Source organism: Streptomyces sp. NBC_00569 (assembly GCF_036345255.1).
Taxonomy (GTDB): Bacteria; Actinomycetota; Actinomycetes; order Streptomycetales; family Streptomycetaceae; genus Streptomyces.
Map to the genome: position 1 here is coordinate 1,581,088 of NZ_CP107783.1, position 19,004 is coordinate 1,600,091.

The window sequence follows — 19,004 nt, forward strand, 5'->3', positions numbered from 1 at the left end:
CACCGGAGGGGCGTCCGAACTCACTCGTCGGGCAGGTCCTCTCCCGCCCGGGCGAGTACTCCGAGCGGTACGGGTCGGGCGAACGGCCTTCTGGACGGGCGCGGTTCGCATCCCGTGAGCCCGGCGACAGCCGGTCCGCACATGCGGCCCTGGCACCAGCCCATACCTGCTCGGGTCAGCAGTTTCACGGTGCGCGCGTCCGTGGCCCCGAGCTCGCCGACCGCCTCACGGATCGCGGAGGCCGGCACCTCCTCGCAGCGGCACACGACGGTGGCGTCGGTGACCTGCTCGGCCCAGTGCGCACGCGGCGCGAACACGGCGTCGAGGGAGGCGATGAAGTCCCTGCCCCTCGCACGGGACTTGGCGGCGGCATTCCACGCGCGCGGGTCGGGTTCGCGTCCGGCGAGCCGTGCCGTGGCGGAGCAGCCCGCGATATGGCCCTCGGCGAGCGAGAGGGCGGCGCCGCCCACGCCGGTGGCCTCGCCCGCGGCCCACACTCCGTGGACGTCGGTGCGCTGCTCGTCGTCCACGGCCACGGCCGGCCCTTCGAGACGGCAGCCGAGCGTCTCGGCGAGGTCGGTGTGCGGCAGCAGGCCATGGCCGACGGCGAGGGTGTCGCAGCGGATGACCTGCTCCGAGCCCGGCGTGACGCGCCCGTCGCGGTCCAGCGCGGCAACGGTGACGGCTTCGAGCGCACCGTCGCCCTGCGCTTCCACGATGGCGTGCCGGGCCTTCAACGGCACGCGGCGGCGCATCAGTTCAGCCACGTACCCGGCGCCTTCGACAAGCTTGTCCGGGTGGGCGGAGAGCGCCCTCGCGTGCCGGGCGACATGATGCACCCCGGCGGACTCGACCAGCGCGGCGACCTCCGCACCGGCCGAGGCGAGCCCGGCGGCGACCGGCAGCAGCAGCGGCCCTGTGCCCGCCACCACGGCCGTACGCCCCTGGAGCACGAGTCCGCCCTTGAGCATGGCCTGCGCGCCGCCCGCGGTGATCACGCCCGGCAGGGTCCAGCCAGGGAAGGGCAGCACCTTCTCGTAGGCGCCGGTCGCCAGGACGACGGCGTCGGCGCGCACCACGGACGGCTCTTCCTGGGCCGGGCCGTGCAGCGCGTGGACGAGGAAGCCGGTTGCCTCGTCGAGGTCGAGCCGTTCCACGCACCACACATGATGATCTGTCAGGTGCGTGACGCGGCCTGTGGCGATCTGTGTGGCCAGGCCGTCCCGCAGCCGCTCCCAGGTCCGCCACTGGTGGTGGAGTGCCTGCGGCCGGCGGGCGCCCAGTTCCTCGGCGGGCTGGCGGTAGAACTGGCCGCCGGCCTGCGCGCCCGCGTCGATCAGCGTCACGCGGCTCCCCCGGACGGCCGCGGCGAGTGCGGCGGCGAGCCCGGCGGGACCGGCCCCGATCACCGCGAGCGAGCGACGCGCCCCGCCGCCGACGCCTTCGTGGGATTCATGGGTGTCATAGGCGTCATGAGCGTGACGACTCATCGCCCCTCCCCTTCGCCCGTCTCGTCGTGTCCGGTGCCGTGCTGGGTGCGGATGTCGTCGCCGGGTTCTGCCCGGATGAGGCAAGCCCGTTGGTTGGGGCGGCCGTTGACGGTCACGAGGCAGTCGAAGCACACCCCGATGCCGCAGAAGACTCCCCGCGGCTCGCCCGTGCCGCGCGTGGTGCGCCAGGCGGTGACGCCCGCCGACCACAGCGCCGCGGCGACGGTCTGCCCGGGCAGCACCGCGATCTGCGCGCCGTCGAACGTGGCGGTGTACGCGGGCCCGGGCTCGGCCCTCACGAGATCCAGTGGTGTGCGCTTGCCGTTCAAGACGCCTCCTCGGGGAACCGGTCCGGGCGGAACGGCGCGAGCGCGGGATCCGGCCCTGCGCCACCGAGCGCCGCGGCGATCAAGTGGCCTGTTCCCGTGGCGAGTCCGATGCCGGCACCTTCGTGTCCGCAGGCGTGGAAGAGGCCGGGCACGCGCGTGTCCGGCCCGATCGCCGGCAGATGATCCGGCATGTACGGGCGGAAGCCCAGGTAGGACCGCATCACTCGGACGCTCTCCAGAAAGGGGAACAGCCGTGCCGCCCCCGCCGCGAGGGACCGCACGACGGGCAGCGAGAACGCGCGGTCGAAGCCGACGCGTTCGCGGCTCGCGCCGATCAGCACGGGACCGGCCGCGGTGCCCTCGACGACCGGTGAGGTCTGCAGTGCGGCGGAGTCGCTCGCCACGTCGGCCACATAGTCGGCGGCGTACACCTTGTGCCGGACCAGGCGCGGCAGCGGTTCGGTGACGAGGACGAAGCCGCGCCGCGGCAGCACCGGCAGCCGGACCCCGGCGAGTGCGGCCAGTTCGCCGCCCCAGGTGCCGGCCGCGTTCACGACGGCGGGGGCGTGGATCTCGCCCCCGTCGGTACGGACGCCTCGTACGGAGCCGTCCGCCGATCGGAGCACCTCGGTGACGGGTGTGCCGGTCAGCAGCCGTGCTCCTGCCGCGCGCGCCAGCCGTACGAGGTGTGCGGCGGCCAGTGTGGGCATCACCTGGGCGTCCTGCGGGTAGTGGACGCCGCCCGGCATTCCGGGGGCGAGTTCGGGTTCGAGGGCGTAGAGCTCGTCGGCCGTGACAGCGCGCGCGTCGACACCGGCGTCGCGCTGTTGCACGGCGAACTTCTCCAGTGCCGCCAGGCCTTCGGCGGACGACGCCACGACGACGCCGCCCTTGGCCTCGAACTCGACGGCCTCGGCCACTCCCGGCTCGGCGGTGAGTTCGGACCACAACCGCAAGGAGAGCAGGGCGAGTTCGAGCTCGGGGCCGGGCTCCTTGTCGGAGACGAGCAGGTTCCCCTCGCCCGCGCCGGTGGTGCCTCCGGCCACGGGGCCCCGGTCCACCAGGGCGACGGAATACCCCGCCCGCGCCGCATAGAGGGCACAAGCAGCGCCTACCATTCCGGCGCCGACCACTACAACATCGCAGGTCAGCCGCGTAGTCACGGCAGTACTATGTCACATGTTCCCAAGGGCGCCAAGGGTCACTAGGCTGACAGGCAGCTCAGCCGAAACCCCTACGGAACACAGCAGAAGGGTGCACCGTGTCCTCCTCCGAGCCCAGGCCACAGCCCACGACTCAGGCGACGTCGCAGCCCACGAAGCAGCCCGAGGCCCAACCCCGGCCCGAGGGACGCAAGAACGGCCTCTACACGGGCCTCTCCGACGAGCTCTCCGCCCTGATGCGGACGGGCTGGGCCGACACCGAGCAGCGCGACCTGCGCCCGGACGAGCAGGCGTCGCACGCCGCCCGTCGACGCGCCGCACTGTCCGCGCGGTTCCCGGGCGAGCGGCTGGTGGTCCCGTCCGGCAAGCTCAAGATCCGCTCGAACGACAGCTACTACCCGTTCCGCCCGTACTCGGCGTATGTGCATCTGACGGGAGATCAGGCACGCGACAGCGCCGTCGTGTTCGAGCCGCGCGCCGACGGCGGTCACGACATCCACCTCTATCTGCTCCCGCGCGACAGCCGTGACAGCGACGAGTTCTGGACCGGCATGACGTCCGAGCTGTGGATGGGCCGGCGCCGCAGCCTCGCCGAGTCGGAACTGGTCCTCGGCCTGCCCTGCCGCGACATCCGCGACGCCGCCTCCGAGCTGTCGGCCGCGCCCGAGGCGCCGACCCGCATCGTCCGCGGCCACGACCCCGCACTCGAGGCCGTGTTGACGACGGAGGCGGAGCGCGACGCCGGGCTGGAGGAGGCGCTGTCCGAGCTGCGCCTGGTCAAGGACGCGTGGGAGATCGGCGAGCTGCGCAAGGCCGTCGACTCCACGGTGCGCGGTTTCACCGATGTCGTACGGGAACTGGCCACGGCGATCGCGACCTCGGAGCGCTGGATCGAGGGCACCTTCTTCCGCCGCGCCCGCCTGGAGGGCAACGCCGTCGGCTACGGCTCGATCTGCGCGGCCGGCGAGCACGCCACGATCATGCACTGGGAGCAGAACGACGGCCCGGTGCGCCCCGGTGAACTCCTGCTCCTCGACGCGGGCGTGGAGACCCACACCCTGTACACCGCGGACGTGACCCGCACGCTCCCGATCAGCGGCACGTTCACGCCGCTCCAGCGCAAGATCTACGACGCGGTGTACGAGGCCCAGGAGGCGGGCATCGCCGCCGTGAAGCCGGGTGCGGCCTACCGCGACTTCCACGACGCGGCGCAGCGGTACATGGCGGGCAAGCTCGTGGAGTGGGGGCTGCTGGAGGGTGACCCGGAGCGGGTCTTCGAGCTCGGTCTCCAGCGGCGCTTCACCATGGCGGGCACCGGTCACATGCTCGGCCTCGACGTCCACGACTGTGCTGCCGCACGCACGGAGTCGTACGTGGGCGGCCCGCTGGAGCCCGGCATGGTGCTGACGGTCGAGCCCGGCCTGTACTTCCAGCCGGACGACCTGTCGGTGCCGCAGGAGTACCGCGGCATCGGCGTGCGGATCGAGGACGACCTGCTGGTCACGGCCGACGGCACGGAGAACCTGTCGGCGGGCCTGCCGCGGTCGGCGGACGAGGTCGAGGCGTGGATGCGCACGCTCGCGGGCGACCGGTAGGGGTCCCTCTGCTGTGACGACAGCCCGAGGGGGCCCGGCCGTCGGAACGGCCGGGCCCCCTCGGGCTGTCAAAACTTACGCGGTCGGGACCGGGTAGGTCGGGTACTCCACCCCGGAGACGTGCTGGACGACGCGGATGACCTGGCACGAGTAGCCGAACTCGTTGTCGTACCAGAGGTAGAGGATCGCGTTGTCGCCGTCGACCTTGGTGGCACCGGCGTCCACGATGGAGGCGTGGCGCGAGCCGACGAAGTCCATGGACACGGCGTCGGGGGCGGTGGTGAAGTCGATCTGGCGCTTGAGCGGCGAGTTCAGCGAGACGTCGCGGAGGTGGTCGAGGACTTCCTCGCGGGTGGTCTCGCGGCCGAGGCGCAGGCTGAGGATCGCGATCGAGACGTCCGGCACGGGCACGCGGATCGAGCTGCCGGTGATCGGCGCCTTGAGGTCGGGCAGCGCCTTCGCGACGGCGGAGGCGGCGCCGGTCTCGGTGATGACCATGTTGAGCGGCGCGGAGCGGCCGCGGCGGTCGGCCTTGTGGTAATTGTCCAGCAGGTTCTGGTCGTTGGTGAACGAGTGGACGGTCTCCACGTGGCCGCGCAGCACACCGTACTCGTCGTCCATCGCCTTCAGCGGCGGGACGATCGCGTTGGTGGTGCAGGACGCGCAGGACAGGATCTGCTCGTCCGGCTTGATCATGTCGTGGTTGACACCGTGCACGATGTTCGGGACGTCGCCCTTGCCCGGAGCGGTCAGGACGACCTTCTCGATACCGGGACGGAGGTGCTTCGACAGGCCCTCGCGGTCACGCCACTTGCCGGTGTTGTCGATCAGGATGGCGTCGTTGATGCCGTACGCCGTGTAGTCGACCTCGGACGGATCGTTGGCGTAGATGACCTTGATCTCGTTGCCGTTGGCGACGATCGTGCTGTTCGCCTCGTCGACCGTGATCGTGCCGTTGAACTGGCCGTGGATGGAGTCGCGGCGCAGCAGCGAGGCACGCTTCACGAGGTCCTGGTCGCCCCCGCCGCGGACGACGATGGCGCGCAGCCGCAGTCCGTTGCCGGAGCCGGCCTTCTCGATGAGCAGGCGGGCCACGAGGCGGCCAATGCGGCCGAAGCCGTAGAGGACGACGTCACGGGCCTGACGGCGCTCGATCTTGTTCTCACCCGTGGCGCCGGAGACGGCCTCGGCGGTGAACTCCTCGACCGAGAGACCCCGGTCGTCGGCCCGGTGCGCCTCGGCGAGCAGGCCGATGTCGATCTGCGACGGGCCGAGGTCGAGCGCGGCCAGCGCCTGCAGGAACGGCATCGTCTCGGTGACCGACAGTTCCTCGCCGGCGATCTGGCGGGCGAACCGGTGGGTCTTGAGGATGCTCACCACCGACTTGTTCACCAAGGAGCGGCTGTGGAGCAGGACGGTGACGTCCCGCTCCCGGTGCATCTTCCCGATGATCGGGATCATCGACTCCGCGATCTCCTCGCGGTTCTTCCAGTTGGTGAACGAGTCGTCTTTGACAGTCACAGGTTTATCTTTCGAGCTAGGCGGCGCTCATATGCTAACCCGCCCCGATTTTGATCGTTCAAACGGTCCCCCGTGTTGATCGTTCGGACGGTCCCGCACAGCGAGAGCCCCCCTCCCGCGGGGCTCGTCACTCGGCGTCGCTCAGCTGTCGAGGAGGGTGCGCAACCTGGTGGCGTTGCCCCTGATGTCGCTGCCGATGCTGACGGTGAAGGCACCGGCGGCGAGCCACTCGGCCGTGTTGGCCACGGTGATTCCGCCGGTCGCCATGATCCGCGCGCCGGGGAGTACGGCCAGCAGCGACTTGAGATAGGCGACACCACCGATGTGTGCCGGGAACAGCTTCGCCACTCCGCGTTCGGCGGCCGTGCGCAGTTCGGAGGGGGTCAGGCCGCCCTCGACCAGCAGCCGGTCGGCGTCGTCCGCGACGGGCCGGACGTCGGGCACCTGGAACGGGCTGACCAGGAACTGCGCGCCGGCGGCCAGCGCCTGCTCGGCGATCCGCGGTGAGGTGACCGTGCCGAGCCCGAACACCGCCTGCGGGAATTCCTGGTGCCAGCCCTTCACCAGGCCCTCCCAGCCGGGGGTGGTGGCCGTGAACTCGAAGGTGCTGAAACCGGCGTCGAGCAGCTCGCGCGCCAGTGCGTAGGCGGCGTCGGCGTCGGCGGCCCGTACGGTCGGAACGGCTCGGGCCTGCTGGAGGTGGTCGACGACGCTCTGGACGGCGGGGGTGAGAGACATGGCGGGGAGGTCCTTCGACGGTCGGGGCGGAGTCAGGAGGATTCGGGTGCGGCGATGGCCGCCAGCTCGGCGAGTGCCTCGGCCGCACCTTCGCCGCGCGCGGTGAGGACGATCTCCTCGCCGGAGCGGATGTTGAGCGACATCAGGGACAGCACGCTGCGGGCCGGTACCTCGCGTGTATCGGCCTCGGAACCGCCTTCCGTACCGGCTCGGCGTACCGTCACGGCTGCCGCGCTGCGGCCTGCGGCCTGGGCGAAGGCCGCCGCCGGCCGGGCGTGCAGCCCTGCCGCCTCGGTCACCACCAGGCGGCGCTCCAAGGGCGCCGCCGGCGTCGTCGTGCCGTCCGCGTCCGCCGCCCGCTCGGGCGTCGCCCCGGCTGCCGGCCGACCGGTCACCTGCGCGTCCTGCTGGTCCGGTGCCGGTGTCCGCCCTGCCTCTGTCCGCTCTCCGTGACCGCGGGGCCCGGCGGTCGCCCGCGCGCCGCCCAGGATCGCGGTGAGCCTGGCCACGATCTGTTCCTCCTCCTGCAGCGTCAGCGGCCGGGGGTCGATGGCCAGCCTGCCGGTGGCGGCGTGGTGGTCCCGCAGGAACACGGGCGGCTGCCCCTGCGCCAGCTCCGCGGCGAGCTCGGTCGCGTTCCGGCCCGCCTCCTCCGGGTCGACGGTCAGTTCCGTCCGGTGGATGAGCCGGCCCGCCTCGTCGCGAACGACGCGCGCGGAGAGTCCCGGCAGCCCGTCGACGCGCTCGGCGAGCCGCGTCATACGGGCGTGCTGCTGCTCCGGGTCGACGGCGCCGGCCGCGGTTCCGTAGTCGCGCACCGCCTGTACGAGGCCGAGGACGGTTTCCTTGCCGACCTTCATCGGCCGCCCGATGCCGCCGTACTGTGCGCGGCACGCGGCGATCAGGTCGGCCGGTCCGCAGATCAGTCCGGAGGTGGGTCCCCCGATGGCCTTGCCCCCGCTGTAGACGACGAGGTCGGCGCCGGTGGCCGGCCAGCGGCGCAGGTCCTCCTCGGCCGCCGCGTCCACGATCACCGGGATACCGTGCTCCCGTCCGATGGCCACCACCGTCTCCAGCGGGACCTGGCCCTTCTGTACGGCGTGGTGCGACTGGACATACAGGAGAGCCGCGGTGCGGTCGGTGATCGCGGCGGTGAAGTGCTCGGGCCGCGCCTTGTTCACGGCGCCGACCTCGACGGGCCGGCCGCCCCCGACGGCGATCATCTGGCACACGGAGGCGCCGAAGTGGACGGCGTGCCCCTTCTGCAGCACCACCTCGTTCGGCGCGCCGCCCGCGTCGGGCAGTCGCTCGGTGCGGGCGGGGTCGGTGCCGGCGATGAGGGCGGCGACCGCGATGGCGATGCCGGCCGCGGCGCCGGTGGTGGGGCAGGCGTCCTCGGTGCCGGTGGCGCGGGCGAGTTCCCGGCCCGCGGCGACGAGCAGGTCGTCCATCACCACATGGCCGCGGGCGGCCTCCCCCATGGCGGCGATCACCCGGTCGTCGAGCCGGCTGCCGCCGAGGGCGGTCATCTTGCCGCTCGCGTTGATGGCGTGGGTGAGGCCGAGGTCCTCGTAGAGCGTGTTCATGGTGCCTTTCGTGGAGAGCAGATCCCTGTGCGGGGTGGGGCCGACTTCTTGGGCGCGCGCCGGGAGGCCCTAGGTGCCCGCGATGGGGAAGAAGAGCCCGAAGAGCATGGCGCCGAGGATGGCGCCGCCGGTCAGCGGCTTCTTCCACCAGTAGAAGAGCGCGGCGCCGAGGGTGGAGCCGAGGCCCACGGGCAGGGAGGCGGTGGCCGCGGCGATGATCACCAAGGGGCCCAGATAGCGGCCTGCGGAGTTTCCGGCGCCCATCATGACGTCGGCGCCGAAGGTGGAGGTGCCGCCCGCCGAGTTCACGGTGGCCCGCCGGATGGCCAGGATCAGGGCGCCGATCAGCGCGCCCAGCAGGGCGCCGGTGGGCAGAGCCAGCCAGAAGTGCTCCAGCGGGGCGGTGATCCCGGCAGCCAGCAGCATCGCGGGGATGCCGATGCCGACTCCGGTCTGCAGCGAACCGCCGATGTCGAGGATGCCGACCATCGGCCCCTCGATGATCCGGGCGAACAGGAAGCCGGCGCCGAAGGCCGCCGCCGCCCCGTAACTCCCGCTGTCCATACCGCCCTTGAGCATCGCGGTGACGGCGACGTCGCTGAAGGTGCCGGTGCGGTAGACGTAGTACAGATGCGTACCGGCGAAGATGCCGGCCGCCAAGGCCGCCACGAAGAGCGGGAAGGCCCATTCCGAGAGCCAGAAGCTGCCCTCGCCGGGGACTTTGCCGCGGGTCCTGCCCGCGGGCGCCGCGGCTCCCGCGGTGGTGGTGGCGTCGTTCGTGGTCATCGCGGTGCCTCGCTCACTTCGTCGGGGTGGTACCGGTCGCGTCGTGGAGCCGGCTCAGCCAGTGCGGCACATCCGCCTTCATCTGCTGCAGCAGCTGGATGTCCACACCGCGCAGGAAGGCGCTGACGACGAACAGCGCCACGACCGCGCCGGCCAGCGACTTGGTGACCCTCGTCCAGCCCAGGTCGTCGATGCCCTTGCCGACCACGATGCCGAGCACGATGCCGGGAACCGCGTTGCCCATCACGACATGCGCCAGACCGCCGAGCACGGTGGCCCAGCCTCCGCTGCGCCGCCCCGCGTCGACCGCCGCCATCCAGAAGACGATCGGCATGACGGGGTTGATCAGCCACTCCGAGGCGGGGCCGAGCACGTCGGCCGCGACCTTCTGCAGGGAGTGCGGAATGGACGCGGCGGTGGTGTTCAGGACCGTCACCAGGACCAGCCCGACGCACGCCCCGTAGGCCGCCATCCGGCGCGGGTTGTGCAGCGTCTCGTCGAGGTTGCGGTTCTTGGTCATCGACAGCGCGGCGGCCCAGTGCGGCACGATGCGGTGATCGACGTCCGAGGTCAGCGCACCGGTGCCGACCGCGCTGGCCCAGGCGTTGAAGAAGAAGCCGAGGCCGAAGGAGAAGTGCGCGACCGGGTCGTTCTCGCAGGCGTTGAGTTCGCCCAGGGTCCGGAAGGCACCCATGCCCTGCACCTTGGGCGCGTGGAACATGCGGGCCACGCCCGCGCTCGCCCCGAAGCCGATCAGGGCGCCGATGACCATCGACTCCAGTGCGATGGTGAGCGTCTCGTTCATGCGGGTGTCCTCACCTCATGTGGAGCGCGTGCTGGAGCGGCGTCAGCCGCTCCTCGCGTACGGAGAATTCGATGGCGTCCAGATCGAGTGCGGCGGTGCGCACCTCGATCCGCAGGGTCAGCTCGTAGCGGCGGCGCTCGCGGGCGAAGAGCAGACCCAGGAACCGTTCCGTCCAGCGGTGTTCGACCGCGGACGCGACCTCGACGGCGAGCGGCTCGACCCGGAAGCAGACGCCGTCCGTCAGCTTCCCGACGGCACCGGAGACCTGCTGCATGGCGGTGGCGAACGCCTTCTCGCGGGTCGGCCCGGTGCCGCTGACCCGGACCGTGTGCCGGTCCTCGATCACGCCGACTCCCCGAGCTTCTTCAGCAGCGCCTCGGTCACCTTGAAGCCGAGTTCCTCGCTGTCCAGGAAGCCGAAGCCCAGGACCGTCTTGCCCTGCTGCACAGCGGTGATACCGGCCTGCGGGGAGCGCATGCCGAACTCGATGTCATGCCCGTACTTGGCCTTGGCCGTGACCGCGCCCGCGCCGCCACTGCCGCAGAACGAGATGCCGAGGGCCGCGCCCTCGGCGGCCATCACGTCGCCGACCTTCATGTCCGCGCCGGGGCCCGGGATCAGGATGGGCTCGCCGCCCGCCGCCCGTATGCCGTCGGCGACCGCCTGGCCCTTGCCGAGCCGGTGTCCGATCACGATCTTGACTGCCATGGTGCACTCCCTCTGTCGTCCGGTGATGTGGCCGGCCCGCTGGTGCGCGGTCCGGTCATGCCTGGGTGCTGTGTGCTGCGGCTGAGCTGTCCTGGAGCTGCCGCGCCGTCTCGAAGTGCAGGGCGAGCAGCACGACTTCGGTGTCCCGGGCGGCATGGCCCAGGGGTGTGCCGTACGCGTCGATCAGCTCGCGGGCGGCGGCCAGCGGGCCCGGCGTGATCTCGTCGGCCACGCCGGGGTCCAGCGCGTCGAGGTGTTCGCCGGCGCGTACCCGGCGGACGAAGCCCAGGGCGTGGACGGCGAGCGCGAGCCGGCGGTCCTCGTCGAGGACGATCCGCTCCGCCGCGGCACGTTCCTCGATCAGCGGGAGCAGCCGGGCCAGAGCGTGACGGTCCTCGTCGCGCACGGGTTCGGCGGTGTCCGCCACGGCGCCGCTGAGCGCCTCGATCAGGGGGTCGTCAGTCATGCGGTGGCCTTTCGTATCGGCACCGGACGCCCGGCGCGGACGGTGGCGACAGGCGCGAGCCGGGTTCCTGCCGGGCGGGTGACTCCCTGGGAGTCGGTGAGCCGGTCCGGCGCTCCGCGGTCCTCGAGCAGACTCAGGTCGCCCGCGGCGCCCGGCCGCAGCGAACCCAACTCGCCTGCCATGCCCAGCACTTCGGCCGGGCGCGTGGTGGCGCACCGGATGACCTCCGGCAGCGACATCCCCAGGGCGAGCAGTTTGGACAGGGTGTGGCAGAGGTCCCGTACCGGCCCGTTCATGTTGCGGGCGTGCAGGTCGGTGCTGATGGTGTACGGACGGATGCCGGCCGCCAGAGCCCGTTCCGCGGTGTCGAACGCGAAGCTGGCGCTGCCGTGTCCCACGTCGAACCGGATGCCGCGCTCCAGCGCCGCCCGGACCTGCGGCAGCGGTTCGGCGCCGTCACCGAACAGCCCGCCGGGCTTGCCGTGGAAGGCGTGGGTGACGACGTCGCCCGGCCCGAGCAGGTCCAGGACGTCGCCGAAGGCGGGCGGTGCGTTGCCGACGTGGACCATGACCGGCAGCGCGTGCGCCGCGGCGATCTCCCTGGCCGTGCGCAGCGGCGCCAGACCGCTGTCGCCGAGGACCGAACGGCTCATGCGGATCTTGAGGCCCCGCACCACCGCCGGGTTGTCGGCGAGGATCCGGTCAGTGGCCTTGACATCGATGTCCGCCGCGCCACCGACGAGTTCTTTCGTGCCGTGCACGAGGCCGTGCCGGGAGATGTTGAGCCAGCTCAGCACGCGGGTGGCGGCCGGGGCGACGACCGAGGAGGCGAAGTGCGGCCAGTGGTCGCTGCCGCAGCTTCCCGCGTCGACGACCGTCGTCACACCCTGCCGGACACCGGCCAGATCGGCCGGGACACCGAGGCCGGTGGCGCCGTCGTAGATGTGCGTGTGCAGGTCGATCAGACCGGGGGTGACGAGCAGGCCCGTCGCGTCGTACACCTCGGCACCGGCCGGGTCGAGCGTCCCGGCCGGGCCGACCGCCGCGATCCGGTCGCCGGCGAGCGCGACATCGCCCGGCTCGACGGTGCCCCGCTCGGGGTCGACCACCTGCCCGCCAAGAATCACAAGATCGAATCGGTTTGGGTCGGATGCCTGCACAGCCATGGACGGCGGCCTTCCAAGGAGCATGAGATAGGGCGTGGGGGACAACCGCGGAACACCGAGGCGTTCCGTAGGGTAGATTCGCGTTCCGTAGAACGGATTGATTGAACGCTAGCCGGATGCCTTCGGAGGGTCAATGGATCGCGAAGAGTCGCTGAAATCGACGGGCGCCCCGACGAACGCCTCGTCAGCTACGCGTAAACCCACACCGCCCGAACTCCGGCCCGAGGGCGAGCACACAACCGCCCCCGGACAGTCCGAGACCTCGGGCCCGGTCAACTCCGTCGCCAAGGCACTGCGCGTCCTGCACGCCCTCGCCCATCCCGACGCCCCCCACAAGCTGGGCGAGATCGCCGAGCGCTCCGGCGTCCCCAAGGCCAGCACCCACCGCATCCTCGCGACCCTGATCGACGAGGGCTACGCCGTCCCGGACGGCGAAGGGCGCTACGGCATCGGCACCCAACTGCGCGCACTGGCCGCCCAGGTACTCTCGGACGACACCGTCGGCATCGACGCGGTCCTGCGGGCACTCCAGCAACGCCTGGGCCAGGCAGTCCACTTGGCGGTCCTCAGCGGCGACCACGCCACCTACACCCACAAGGTCGACCCCGGCCTCGCCTACCGCATCGCCACCGAGGTGGGAACCCGCCTCCCCCTGCACGCCTCGGCCGCGGGCAAGGTACTGCTGGCCTACCTGCCCGAGACGGAGACGAAGGCGCTGCTCGACCGGGCCGGCCTCCCGGCCCGCACCTCACACACCGTCACCGACCGCACCACGCTGCTCAGCCAGCTGGAAACGGTCCGGCACACCGGTTACGCCACGGACTACGAAGAAACCGACGCGGCCATCTGCTCCCTCGCCGCTCCCGTACTCGACACCGACGGCTACCCCGTCGGCGCGGTCTCCGTGTCCTCCCTGGCCGCCCTCGTCACCGAGGAGCAGCTCACCGCGTTCGCCCCGGCGGTCCGGCAGGCGGCCGAGGAGGTCTCCCGCAGACTGTGACGCGCACCGTTCCTAAACAGTGTCTGGGAGCGAGTCTTGTACCCACGTCCCAGAACTGCGCGCATCCCGAACGGTTTTGGATGCGCTGGTCCCCCGCGTTCTCGTTGTCCCTGTCCGGCAACGTGCATCGTGTGCACGCTCCGGGACGGGGCGGCGGGTTTCCTCACGCCCTCGGTCACCACGATCGGCCTGAACGGTCCGATGCCCAGCACCATCACTCTGGTGATGCTGGGGCGGTGCCGTCCGTCGCCGGATCGGGTACCCGAGGGCGCGCCTGCCAATGGCCACCGAGGCGGCGTCATGGCGAGTCATGTTGCGAGTCTTGCTGATCATGGGCTTGCGCCAGTGCTGGTCGCCCCACATCGAGGTGTATGCCGGGTCAACGGCGACGATGGCGATGCCGTGCTCGGCGGCCATGGAGACAATGCGGGCCTTGAGCTTGCCGGTGGGTATACCGGAGATGAGTTGCCGGAACCGCTTCTTGTGGCCGTGCTTCTCGCGGGTCTTCTCGGCGGCGAAGTCCAGGTTTTCAATGCCGATCGCCCGCGCGCCGGTCTGCTTGGTCCAGTGCAGGAGGCGAGTGAGAGCGTGCCGGATCTGGGCGTCGCGGTGGTCGGCGGTGCCGGACAGATCGTAGTGGAAGCGGCGCGGGTCGCCGGCCGGATTGCCGTGCCGGTCGAGCCGGTAGGCGGCGAAGTGGTCGGCGTTCGTGTCGACGCCGACCATGCCCTTGGCGCAAGCGGTGGCCAACGGCATCGTCTGCACGACGGGCCTGGTCCACGAAGCGGTGAGGTACCAGCGGCCCCGCTCAACGTGGCAGTGGATGCGGTAGGCGACGGCACGGTTGGCCTCCGTGCGGTCGCGCCACTCGTCCCCACGGTGCGCGAATACGACCTTGGAGGCAAGCACGTACCGGCCATGCTTACTGTTGGCCAGGTGGGCGAGCGGGGCGGGCATCTTGATCGACACATCGCCGTGAGGGGTGACGCGGATCGTCTCGTTACCGAAGCGTTTTCCGGACTCGCCGTCTGCGGCGAGGAACCAGCGCTCAGCCTCCCAACGCTGACGCCACTCGCGCTCGGTGAGCTGCGCGGCCTGAAGGTTGTGCCGGTTCCTGAGCAGCCGCCGACCCCCGCGAACGACACGGACACGTCCGGTCTTCCAGTCGTCACGGGCCATGTCGAGGCGGTGTTCCAGGGTGGCCAGGCGGCGGGACTTGTGGAACCACTCGCCCTTGGACCGATACCCGCCCGGCGCCCGCTTGCTGCCCTTCTCGCCGATCGGGAGGGACAGCCGGTGTCGCAGCATGCGGATACCGGCCTCAAGGTTCTGGACATGGGCGAGCAGGCAACGTCGGGCCAGGCCGTACTGGTCGTGCGTGGCCTTCGTGATCGCACCCGCGATACGCGACGATGACTGCTCGGTCAGGTCACGCTTGCGGGATGCCCACGCGTCATTGTTGTGCTTGTGCCCGGCTTCGCAACGGGCCTTGAGGTCGACAGAGGCCAGGCGGCCCTGGTGCTCGCCGACCAGACGCAACACCTTCTCGTCCTTTGGTGTGAGGTGCTTGAGGCGGTCGCGTAACGCCACACCGGACGGGCCGACAGCAACGAACGGCGGGTCGATGGTGCGGAGCTGCTTCTTCTTGTCAGCCATCGGCAGCCGCCGCTTCCAGCGCCTTCTTGGCACGGTTCTTCGCACTGCGGCAGCCGTACAGGCGGGCACAGAACGAGGTCAGAACCTCCACCATGTCGCGCACCAGGTCGTCTTCGACCTCGCCGTCATCCAGCACAACGAGTCGACGGCCGGTTGCAGCCAGAGCGGCCTCAACGAGTTCGACGTTCATGCGGCCCAACCGGTCTTTGTGCTCCACCACTACGGTGGTCACCGCCGGGTCGGCCAGCAGGCGACAGGCCTTGGCGCGGGCACCGTTCATTCCCGAAGCGATCTCGGATTCGACGCGCACGACCCTATGCCCGGCCTTGGCAGCCCATGCCGACAAGCGTGCGGTCTGCCGCTCCAGGTCGGCCTTCTCACCGTGGGAGGAAACGCGGGCGTAAAGGCCCACGCCACCGGTCACGGACGGTGAAGTGTTCGCGTCGATGTTCACCAGGATCGTGCGCGGCCCCACTCGCTCCGCAGGGACCGGCAGCGTGCCCTCACGGAACCAGCGGTACGCAGTACGCGGGGCAACCCCCTGTGCGCGTGCCCATTCCGTCAGGTTCATACACCGGACCCTACGACACTTGTGACACCTAAAGAACACTTATAGACACGTAGTCGCGAGCTGTTCCTGACCCCTGACCCCTGACCACGGGACACGCAATACCTTCGCGTCAGTCATGGGTACGCGTCGTCGCCCGCCCCCTGTGCGGGCGACAACTGCACGCGTGCGCAGCCGCGTTCAATCGTTGTAGACCTCCGCACGGTCGACACTCACGAACGAGGCGGTCGACTGCGCGTTGTGCTGACCGGTGACCCGTAGCCGCAGCGTGTGGTGCCCGGAAGGGAGCCTCGGGCTCAGATACTGGACCGTCTCCCCCGTGCGGATGGCACCGTAGAAGTCCACACGTTGTGCCGGCCCGCCGTCGATGCTCAGGTCCGCGTAGCCGTTCCCCACGTCACGTACGGACAGCAGGGCGATGCGGGTGCCGTCGAAGGTGAAGGTGGCCGAGGCGTCGGCTCGGTCGCTCCAGTGGTCGTCGCTCCAGAAGCACTGGGTCGCGCAGCCGGTGCCCGAGTTCCAGGCGCCGCTGTAGGCGACGGTCCCTGGACCGTCGGAGCGCCCGTCGTCGTTGATCCAGTAATTGCCGGCTCCGGGGTCCCCCGACGGCAGGTCCTGCGTGGCGCCCAGGGCGAGCGGCCGTCCGAAGTCCGGGCTGCCGTCCGCCTTCCAGCCGAACTTCTGGGCGCGCGTGGTGCGGTTGCTGTAGGTGGAAGCGCTCGTCGTCTTGGCGTGGTAGACGATCCAGTCCTCGCTGCCGTCGGGTGACTTGAACAACGCGTGATGTCCCGGCCCGAAGACGCCGTGGTCGTCGGCGCGGGAGAAGACCGCGCCCTGGTGCTGCGTCCAGTTGCCCGGCACCAGCGGATCGGCCGTGTCCGGGAGCGACATCATCCAGATCTGGTAGTCCGGCTTGCCGGTGTCGCACGTCGAGTACGTCATCCACGTACGGCCGTTGCGGTTGAGGAACTCCGGCCCCTCACGGACCTCCGGGCAGCCTCCCGCGGCGTTGATGGCCACCGCGTCGCCCGAGACCGTGTAGGGGTTGGCGAGCGGCGCGATGTTGAGGCCGTTGTGCTGGTACTGGTTGATGCCGCTGTAGGCGAGGTAGAGACGCCCGTTGTGCTGCAGGATGCCCGCGTCGATGGCGAAGTCGTTCGCGTGGTTGGGCGGCGCGAGCTTGGCCTTGAAGTGGTAGGGGCCCGCCGGATCGTCCCGGTCCGACTCCAGGACGTAGAGGCGGTGGTGGTCGTCCACGCCGTCGTCCGCGGTGTAGTACATGTACCAGCGGTCGCCGAACCGGTAGAACTCCGGCGCCCAGATGTCGCGGTTGCGCGAGCTGTCCGTGTCGGTCCACACCGTGACCGGATCGGCCGTCAGCAGGGTACTCAGGGACGGGGACCGCCACATTCTGATGCTGTCGCCCTGCGTCGTCGTGAGGTAGTAGTTGCCGTTCCAGTACGTCATGTACGGATCGGGGCCGCTGTTCAGCGGGTTACGGAACCCGCCCGAAGCGGCGGCGGCAACCGTGCGCGGCGCCCCGGGCGACGGATCGGCCGACGCCGGAAGGACACCGCCGACGAGCGCCAGGAGCGCGCCGAACGACACGACCGCCCGGCGGATGACGCGGAGAGTGCTCGACAGGGACATGGGCAGCCCTTCGGAGGCGGCTCCCCGAAGGGAGACCGGCACGGGAGCGCGACGTCGTTACATCGATGTAAACCTGTGCCGTCACCGTAGGGACGGCTGCGTCAGCTGTCAATTACGCAGCCGCCCACGGGACTTCGGATCATCCCGGTCGGTGGACGAGGACAGGACCGGGGGCTAGGTCTTTCGAAGCAGAGGTCCTAAGTGAGCAGGAGGGAGCGCACGTCGGCGTAGCCGTCGCCCGTGTCGGAGGAGCGGGTGTCGAAGACGCGGGTGGCGGGGGCGCTGGAGGTCCAGGGCGTCCAGCCCGGCCTGCCGTCGTGGATGAAGGCGACCGCCGCGCCGTGGACATTCGCGGCAAGGGCCTCGGGCGGCTCGGCACCGGCTACGGCGGTGACCCCGTCGGCATCGAGGCAGTCGAAGTGGAACGGCACGTCGAGGCAGTGCGTGGCAAGGCCGAGGACGGGCGAGCGCCAGGCGAACCGGTACAGCCAGGTGGGCGCGGTGCCGCGAACCCGGGCGACCCGGGCCACGGCGGTGCGGAAGACGTGGTCCGTGACGTACTGGCCGACGAGGTCGGCGGTGTCCAGGTCCGGGTGATCGGCGATGTACGCGGTGGCGACGGCCTCGTCGACGCCGCACCCGGTGAGGATCCGGGCCGGCGCCGCGGTGGCAAGTCGGTCCCGCAGGGGGTGCAGTGCCATCGTGAACTCGTGGTCGGTGGCCCCGAGTACGAGCTCCTTGTCGGCTCCCACACCCGCTGCGAGGGCGTCCAGGGTGGCCTGGGGGATCAAGTCGCCGTCGACCACCGGAGCGAAGGGCAGGCTTGTGCCGATCAGGCCGGCGAGCCAGGCCAGAGCGTCTTCCGGGGCCGCGCTCGTGCCCGCATCCGTATCCGTATCGGTATCCGTACCCGTATCTGTTTCGGTGTCGGTGTCCTCGGTCAGGGATGACACCTGTTTCTGCAGATCGAGGATCTGTTCCTCGCTCAGCCGGGACAGTGCGGATCGGGTCGGCTGTACGCCGCCCAGTTCGGCCAGCTTCCGGCCCACACGTTCCGCGCCGGCCGTCGACACTTGTGAGACCGGGCCGGACAGGCAGTGCACGCGCTGGAACAGGTGCTGCGCGCGGGGCATTCCCAGCAGGGTCAGTACGGCCGCGCCGCCCGCCGACTGACCGGCGATCGTGACCCGGTCGGGGTCCCCGCCGAAGCCCCGGATGTTGTCCCGGACCCATTCGAGGGCCAGCAACCAGTCACGGACGGCGCGGTTGTGCGGTGCGTCGGAGATCCATCCGAAGCCGTCGAAGCCGAGCCGGTAGCCGATCGAGACGACGACCACCCCGTCGCGGTTGAAGGCGGCGCCGTCGTACCAGGGGCTCGCCTGGGATCCGGCGACGAAACCGCCCCCGTGGATCCACACCATCACCGGCAGGCCGTCGTCCGGAGAGGGGTTTGGGGTGAACACGTTGAGATTGAGCGTCCCGTCGCCCGGAATGCTCGGCTCAGGGATGAAGGTGACCTCTGCCAGGGGGCGGCGCTGTGCGGTCGGTCCGTAGGTGGTGGCGTCCAGGACGCCGGACCAGGGCTCGGGAGGAAGGGGCGCGGCGAACCGGAGTTCGCCGACGGGCGGCTGGGCGTAGGGGATGCCGAGGAACCGGACGCCGCTCTCACGGCGCTCACCGCGCACGGGGCCGTGGGCGGTACGGACGACGGGCTGCTCCGCGGGGTGGTCGGTCACTGGTTGCTCCTGGTGTCTTGTACGGCGCCGAGGTGGAGGAG

At 70.8% G+C, this 19,004-nt stretch carries 18 protein-coding genes; 2 read left to right on the forward strand and 16 right to left on the reverse strand.

Translation table 11 applies throughout. The annotated features are described in order from the left end of the window. Positions 1 to 20: 20 nt before the first annotated feature. From OHO83_RS07335 to OHO83_RS07345, 3 genes are read right to left on the reverse strand one after another with little or no spacing between them, the layout of a single operon-like run. Positions 21 to 1,490 carry an FAD/NAD(P)-dependent oxidoreductase gene (locus OHO83_RS07335; protein WP_330278918.1) on the reverse strand — a complete coding sequence of 490 codons (1,470 nt, stop codon included), beginning with the start codon at positions 1,488 to 1,490 and terminating at the stop codon, positions 21 to 23. Further along, positions 1,487 to 1,819 carry a (2Fe-2S)-binding protein gene (locus OHO83_RS07340; protein ID WP_266677671.1) on the reverse strand — a complete coding sequence of 111 codons (333 nt, stop codon included), beginning with the start codon at positions 1,817 to 1,819 and terminating at the stop codon, positions 1,487 to 1,489. The genes OHO83_RS07335 and OHO83_RS07340 overlap by 4 nt, the downstream gene beginning before the upstream one ends. Continuing rightward, the gene (locus tag OHO83_RS07345; protein WP_329432590.1) at positions 1,816 to 2,982 is read right to left on the reverse strand and encodes an NAD(P)/FAD-dependent oxidoreductase; all 1,167 of its coding nucleotides are present in this window, start codon (positions 2,980 to 2,982) and stop codon (positions 1,816 to 1,818) included. The genes OHO83_RS07340 and OHO83_RS07345 overlap by 4 nt, the downstream gene beginning before the upstream one ends. A 236-nt stretch (positions 2,983 to 3,218) precedes the next feature. On the opposite strand from OHO83_RS07345, the gene OHO83_RS07350 reads away from it, so the two are divergent. Further along, complete coding sequence (locus tag OHO83_RS07350; protein ID WP_266680144.1) at positions 3,219 to 4,577, forward strand: aminopeptidase P family protein; 1,359 nt, start codon at positions 3,219 to 3,221, stop codon at positions 4,575 to 4,577. 75 nt (positions 4,578 to 4,652) lie between these two features. Here OHO83_RS07350 and OHO83_RS07355 read toward each other — a convergent pair whose 3' ends face one another. The 9 genes from OHO83_RS07355 to OHO83_RS07395 all read right to left on the reverse strand — a co-directional run bounded on the left by OHO83_RS07355 (position 4,653) and on the right by OHO83_RS07395 (position 12,377). Beyond that, the gene (locus OHO83_RS07355; RefSeq protein WP_266677667.1) at positions 4,653 to 6,098 is read right to left on the reverse strand and encodes a glyceraldehyde-3-phosphate dehydrogenase; all 1,446 of its coding nucleotides are present in this window, start codon (positions 6,096 to 6,098) and stop codon (positions 4,653 to 4,655) included. Positions 6,099 to 6,239: 141 nt separating this feature from the next. Next, a complete protein-coding gene (locus tag OHO83_RS07360) occupies positions 6,240 to 6,836 on the reverse strand; it encodes a bifunctional 4-hydroxy-2-oxoglutarate aldolase/2-dehydro-3-deoxy-phosphogluconate aldolase (RefSeq protein ID WP_330278919.1) in 597 nt (198 codons plus the stop codon). Between the two features lie 32 nt (positions 6,837 to 6,868). Next, a complete protein-coding gene (locus OHO83_RS07365; protein ID WP_266677663.1) occupies positions 6,869 to 8,422 on the reverse strand; it encodes a DgaE family pyridoxal phosphate-dependent ammonia lyase in 1,554 nt (517 codons plus the stop codon). A gap of 69 nt (positions 8,423 to 8,491) precedes the next feature. Next, entirely contained in the window at positions 8,492 to 9,208 is a 717-nt protein-coding gene (locus tag OHO83_RS07370; protein ID WP_100592860.1) for a DUF4310 family protein, read from the reverse strand. A gap of 13 nt (positions 9,209 to 9,221) precedes the next feature. Next, positions 9,222 to 10,013: a DUF4311 domain-containing protein gene (locus tag OHO83_RS07375; protein ID WP_266677661.1), complete on the reverse strand. Its 792-nt coding sequence runs from the start codon at positions 10,011 to 10,013 to the stop codon at positions 9,222 to 9,224. A 10-nt stretch (positions 10,014 to 10,023) separates the two neighbouring features. Continuing rightward, the gene (locus OHO83_RS07380) at positions 10,024 to 10,359 is read right to left on the reverse strand and encodes a DUF4312 family protein (protein ID WP_330278920.1); all 336 of its coding nucleotides are present in this window, start codon (positions 10,357 to 10,359) and stop codon (positions 10,024 to 10,026) included. After that, positions 10,356 to 10,721 (reverse strand): SFCGS family glycine-rich protein, encoded by a 366-nt coding sequence (locus tag OHO83_RS07385; RefSeq protein WP_100592857.1) that lies wholly within the window; start codon positions 10,719 to 10,721, stop codon positions 10,356 to 10,358. The genes OHO83_RS07380 and OHO83_RS07385 overlap by 4 nt, the downstream gene beginning before the upstream one ends. A gap of 55 nt (positions 10,722 to 10,776) precedes the next feature. Further along, positions 10,777 to 11,187 carry a hypothetical protein gene (locus tag OHO83_RS07390; RefSeq protein WP_266677656.1) on the reverse strand — a complete coding sequence of 137 codons (411 nt, stop codon included), beginning with the start codon at positions 11,185 to 11,187 and terminating at the stop codon, positions 10,777 to 10,779. Continuing rightward, positions 11,184 to 12,377 (reverse strand): amidohydrolase/deacetylase family metallohydrolase, encoded by a 1,194-nt coding sequence (locus OHO83_RS07395; protein ID WP_330278921.1) that lies wholly within the window; start codon positions 12,375 to 12,377, stop codon positions 11,184 to 11,186. The genes OHO83_RS07390 and OHO83_RS07395 overlap by 4 nt, the downstream gene beginning before the upstream one ends. Positions 12,378 to 12,486: 109 nt before the next feature. On the opposite strand from OHO83_RS07395, the gene OHO83_RS07400 reads away from it, so the two are divergent. Continuing rightward, positions 12,487 to 13,353, forward strand: coding sequence for an IclR family transcriptional regulator (locus tag OHO83_RS07400; protein WP_266677652.1), 867 nt, complete (start codon positions 12,487 to 12,489; stop codon positions 13,351 to 13,353). Positions 13,354 to 13,365: 12 nt separating this feature from the next. Here the strand turns inward: OHO83_RS07400 and OHO83_RS07405 are convergent, their stop codons facing one another. From OHO83_RS07405 to OHO83_RS07420, 4 genes are all read right to left on the reverse strand, one after another. Then, positions 13,366 to 15,009, reverse strand: coding sequence for a transposase (locus tag OHO83_RS07405; RefSeq protein ID WP_266677650.1), 1,644 nt, complete (start codon positions 15,007 to 15,009; stop codon positions 13,366 to 13,368). Beyond that, positions 15,002 to 15,580, reverse strand: a complete 579-nt coding sequence (locus OHO83_RS07410; RefSeq protein ID WP_330278922.1) for an IS607 family transposase — start codon at positions 15,578 to 15,580, stop codon at positions 15,002 to 15,004. The genes OHO83_RS07405 and OHO83_RS07410 overlap by 8 nt, the downstream gene beginning before the upstream one ends. A 177-nt stretch (positions 15,581 to 15,757) precedes the next feature. Beyond that, positions 15,758 to 17,227 carry a family 43 glycosylhydrolase gene (locus tag OHO83_RS07415; protein WP_266677646.1) on the reverse strand — a complete coding sequence of 490 codons (1,470 nt, stop codon included), beginning with the start codon at positions 17,225 to 17,227 and terminating at the stop codon, positions 15,758 to 15,760. A gap of 197 nt (positions 17,228 to 17,424) precedes the next feature. Beyond that, a complete protein-coding gene (locus OHO83_RS07420; RefSeq protein ID WP_330278923.1) occupies positions 17,425 to 18,963 on the reverse strand; it encodes a carboxylesterase/lipase family protein in 1,539 nt (512 codons plus the stop codon). Positions 18,964 to 19,004 lie beyond the last annotated feature (41 nt).

Coding starts and splice junctions, on each gene's coding strand:
- OHO83_RS07415 (WP_266677646.1), bottom strand. CDS start 17,227: ATGTCCCTGTCGAGCACTCTCCGCGTCATCCGCCGGGCGGTCGTGTCG.
- OHO83_RS07365 (WP_266677663.1), bottom strand. CDS start 8,422: ATGAACACGCTCTACGAGGACCTCGGCCTCACCCACGCCATCAACGCG.
- OHO83_RS07370 (WP_100592860.1), bottom strand. CDS start 9,208: ATGACCACGAACGACGCCACCACCACCGCGGGAGCCGCGGCGCCCGCG.
- OHO83_RS07390 (WP_266677656.1), bottom strand. CDS start 11,187: ATGACTGACGACCCCCTGATCGAGGCGCTCAGCGGCGCCGTGGCGGAC.
- OHO83_RS07360 (WP_330278919.1), bottom strand. CDS start 6,836: ATGTCTCTCACCCCCGCCGTCCAGAGCGTCGTCGACCACCTCCAGCAG.
- OHO83_RS07350 (WP_266680144.1), top strand. CDS start 3,219: ATGCGGACGGGCTGGGCCGACACCGAGCAGCGCGACCTGCGCCCGGAC.
- OHO83_RS07385 (WP_100592857.1), bottom strand. CDS start 10,721: ATGGCAGTCAAGATCGTGATCGGACACCGGCTCGGCAAGGGCCAGGCG.
- OHO83_RS07400 (WP_266677652.1), top strand. CDS start 12,487: ATGGATCGCGAAGAGTCGCTGAAATCGACGGGCGCCCCGACGAACGCC.
- OHO83_RS07375 (WP_266677661.1), bottom strand. CDS start 10,013: ATGAACGAGACGCTCACCATCGCACTGGAGTCGATGGTCATCGGCGCC.
- OHO83_RS07405 (WP_266677650.1), bottom strand. CDS start 15,009: ATGGCTGACAAGAAGAAGCAGCTCCGCACCATCGACCCGCCGTTCGTT.
- OHO83_RS07335 (WP_330278918.1), bottom strand. CDS start 1,490: ATGAGTCGTCACGCTCATGACGCCTATGACACCCATGAATCCCACGAA.
- OHO83_RS07395 (WP_330278921.1), bottom strand. CDS start 12,377: ATGCTCCTTGGAAGGCCGCCGTCCATGGCTGTGCAGGCATCCGACCCA.
- OHO83_RS07410 (WP_330278922.1), bottom strand. CDS start 15,580: ATGAACCTGACGGAATGGGCACGCGCACAGGGGGTTGCCCCGCGTACT.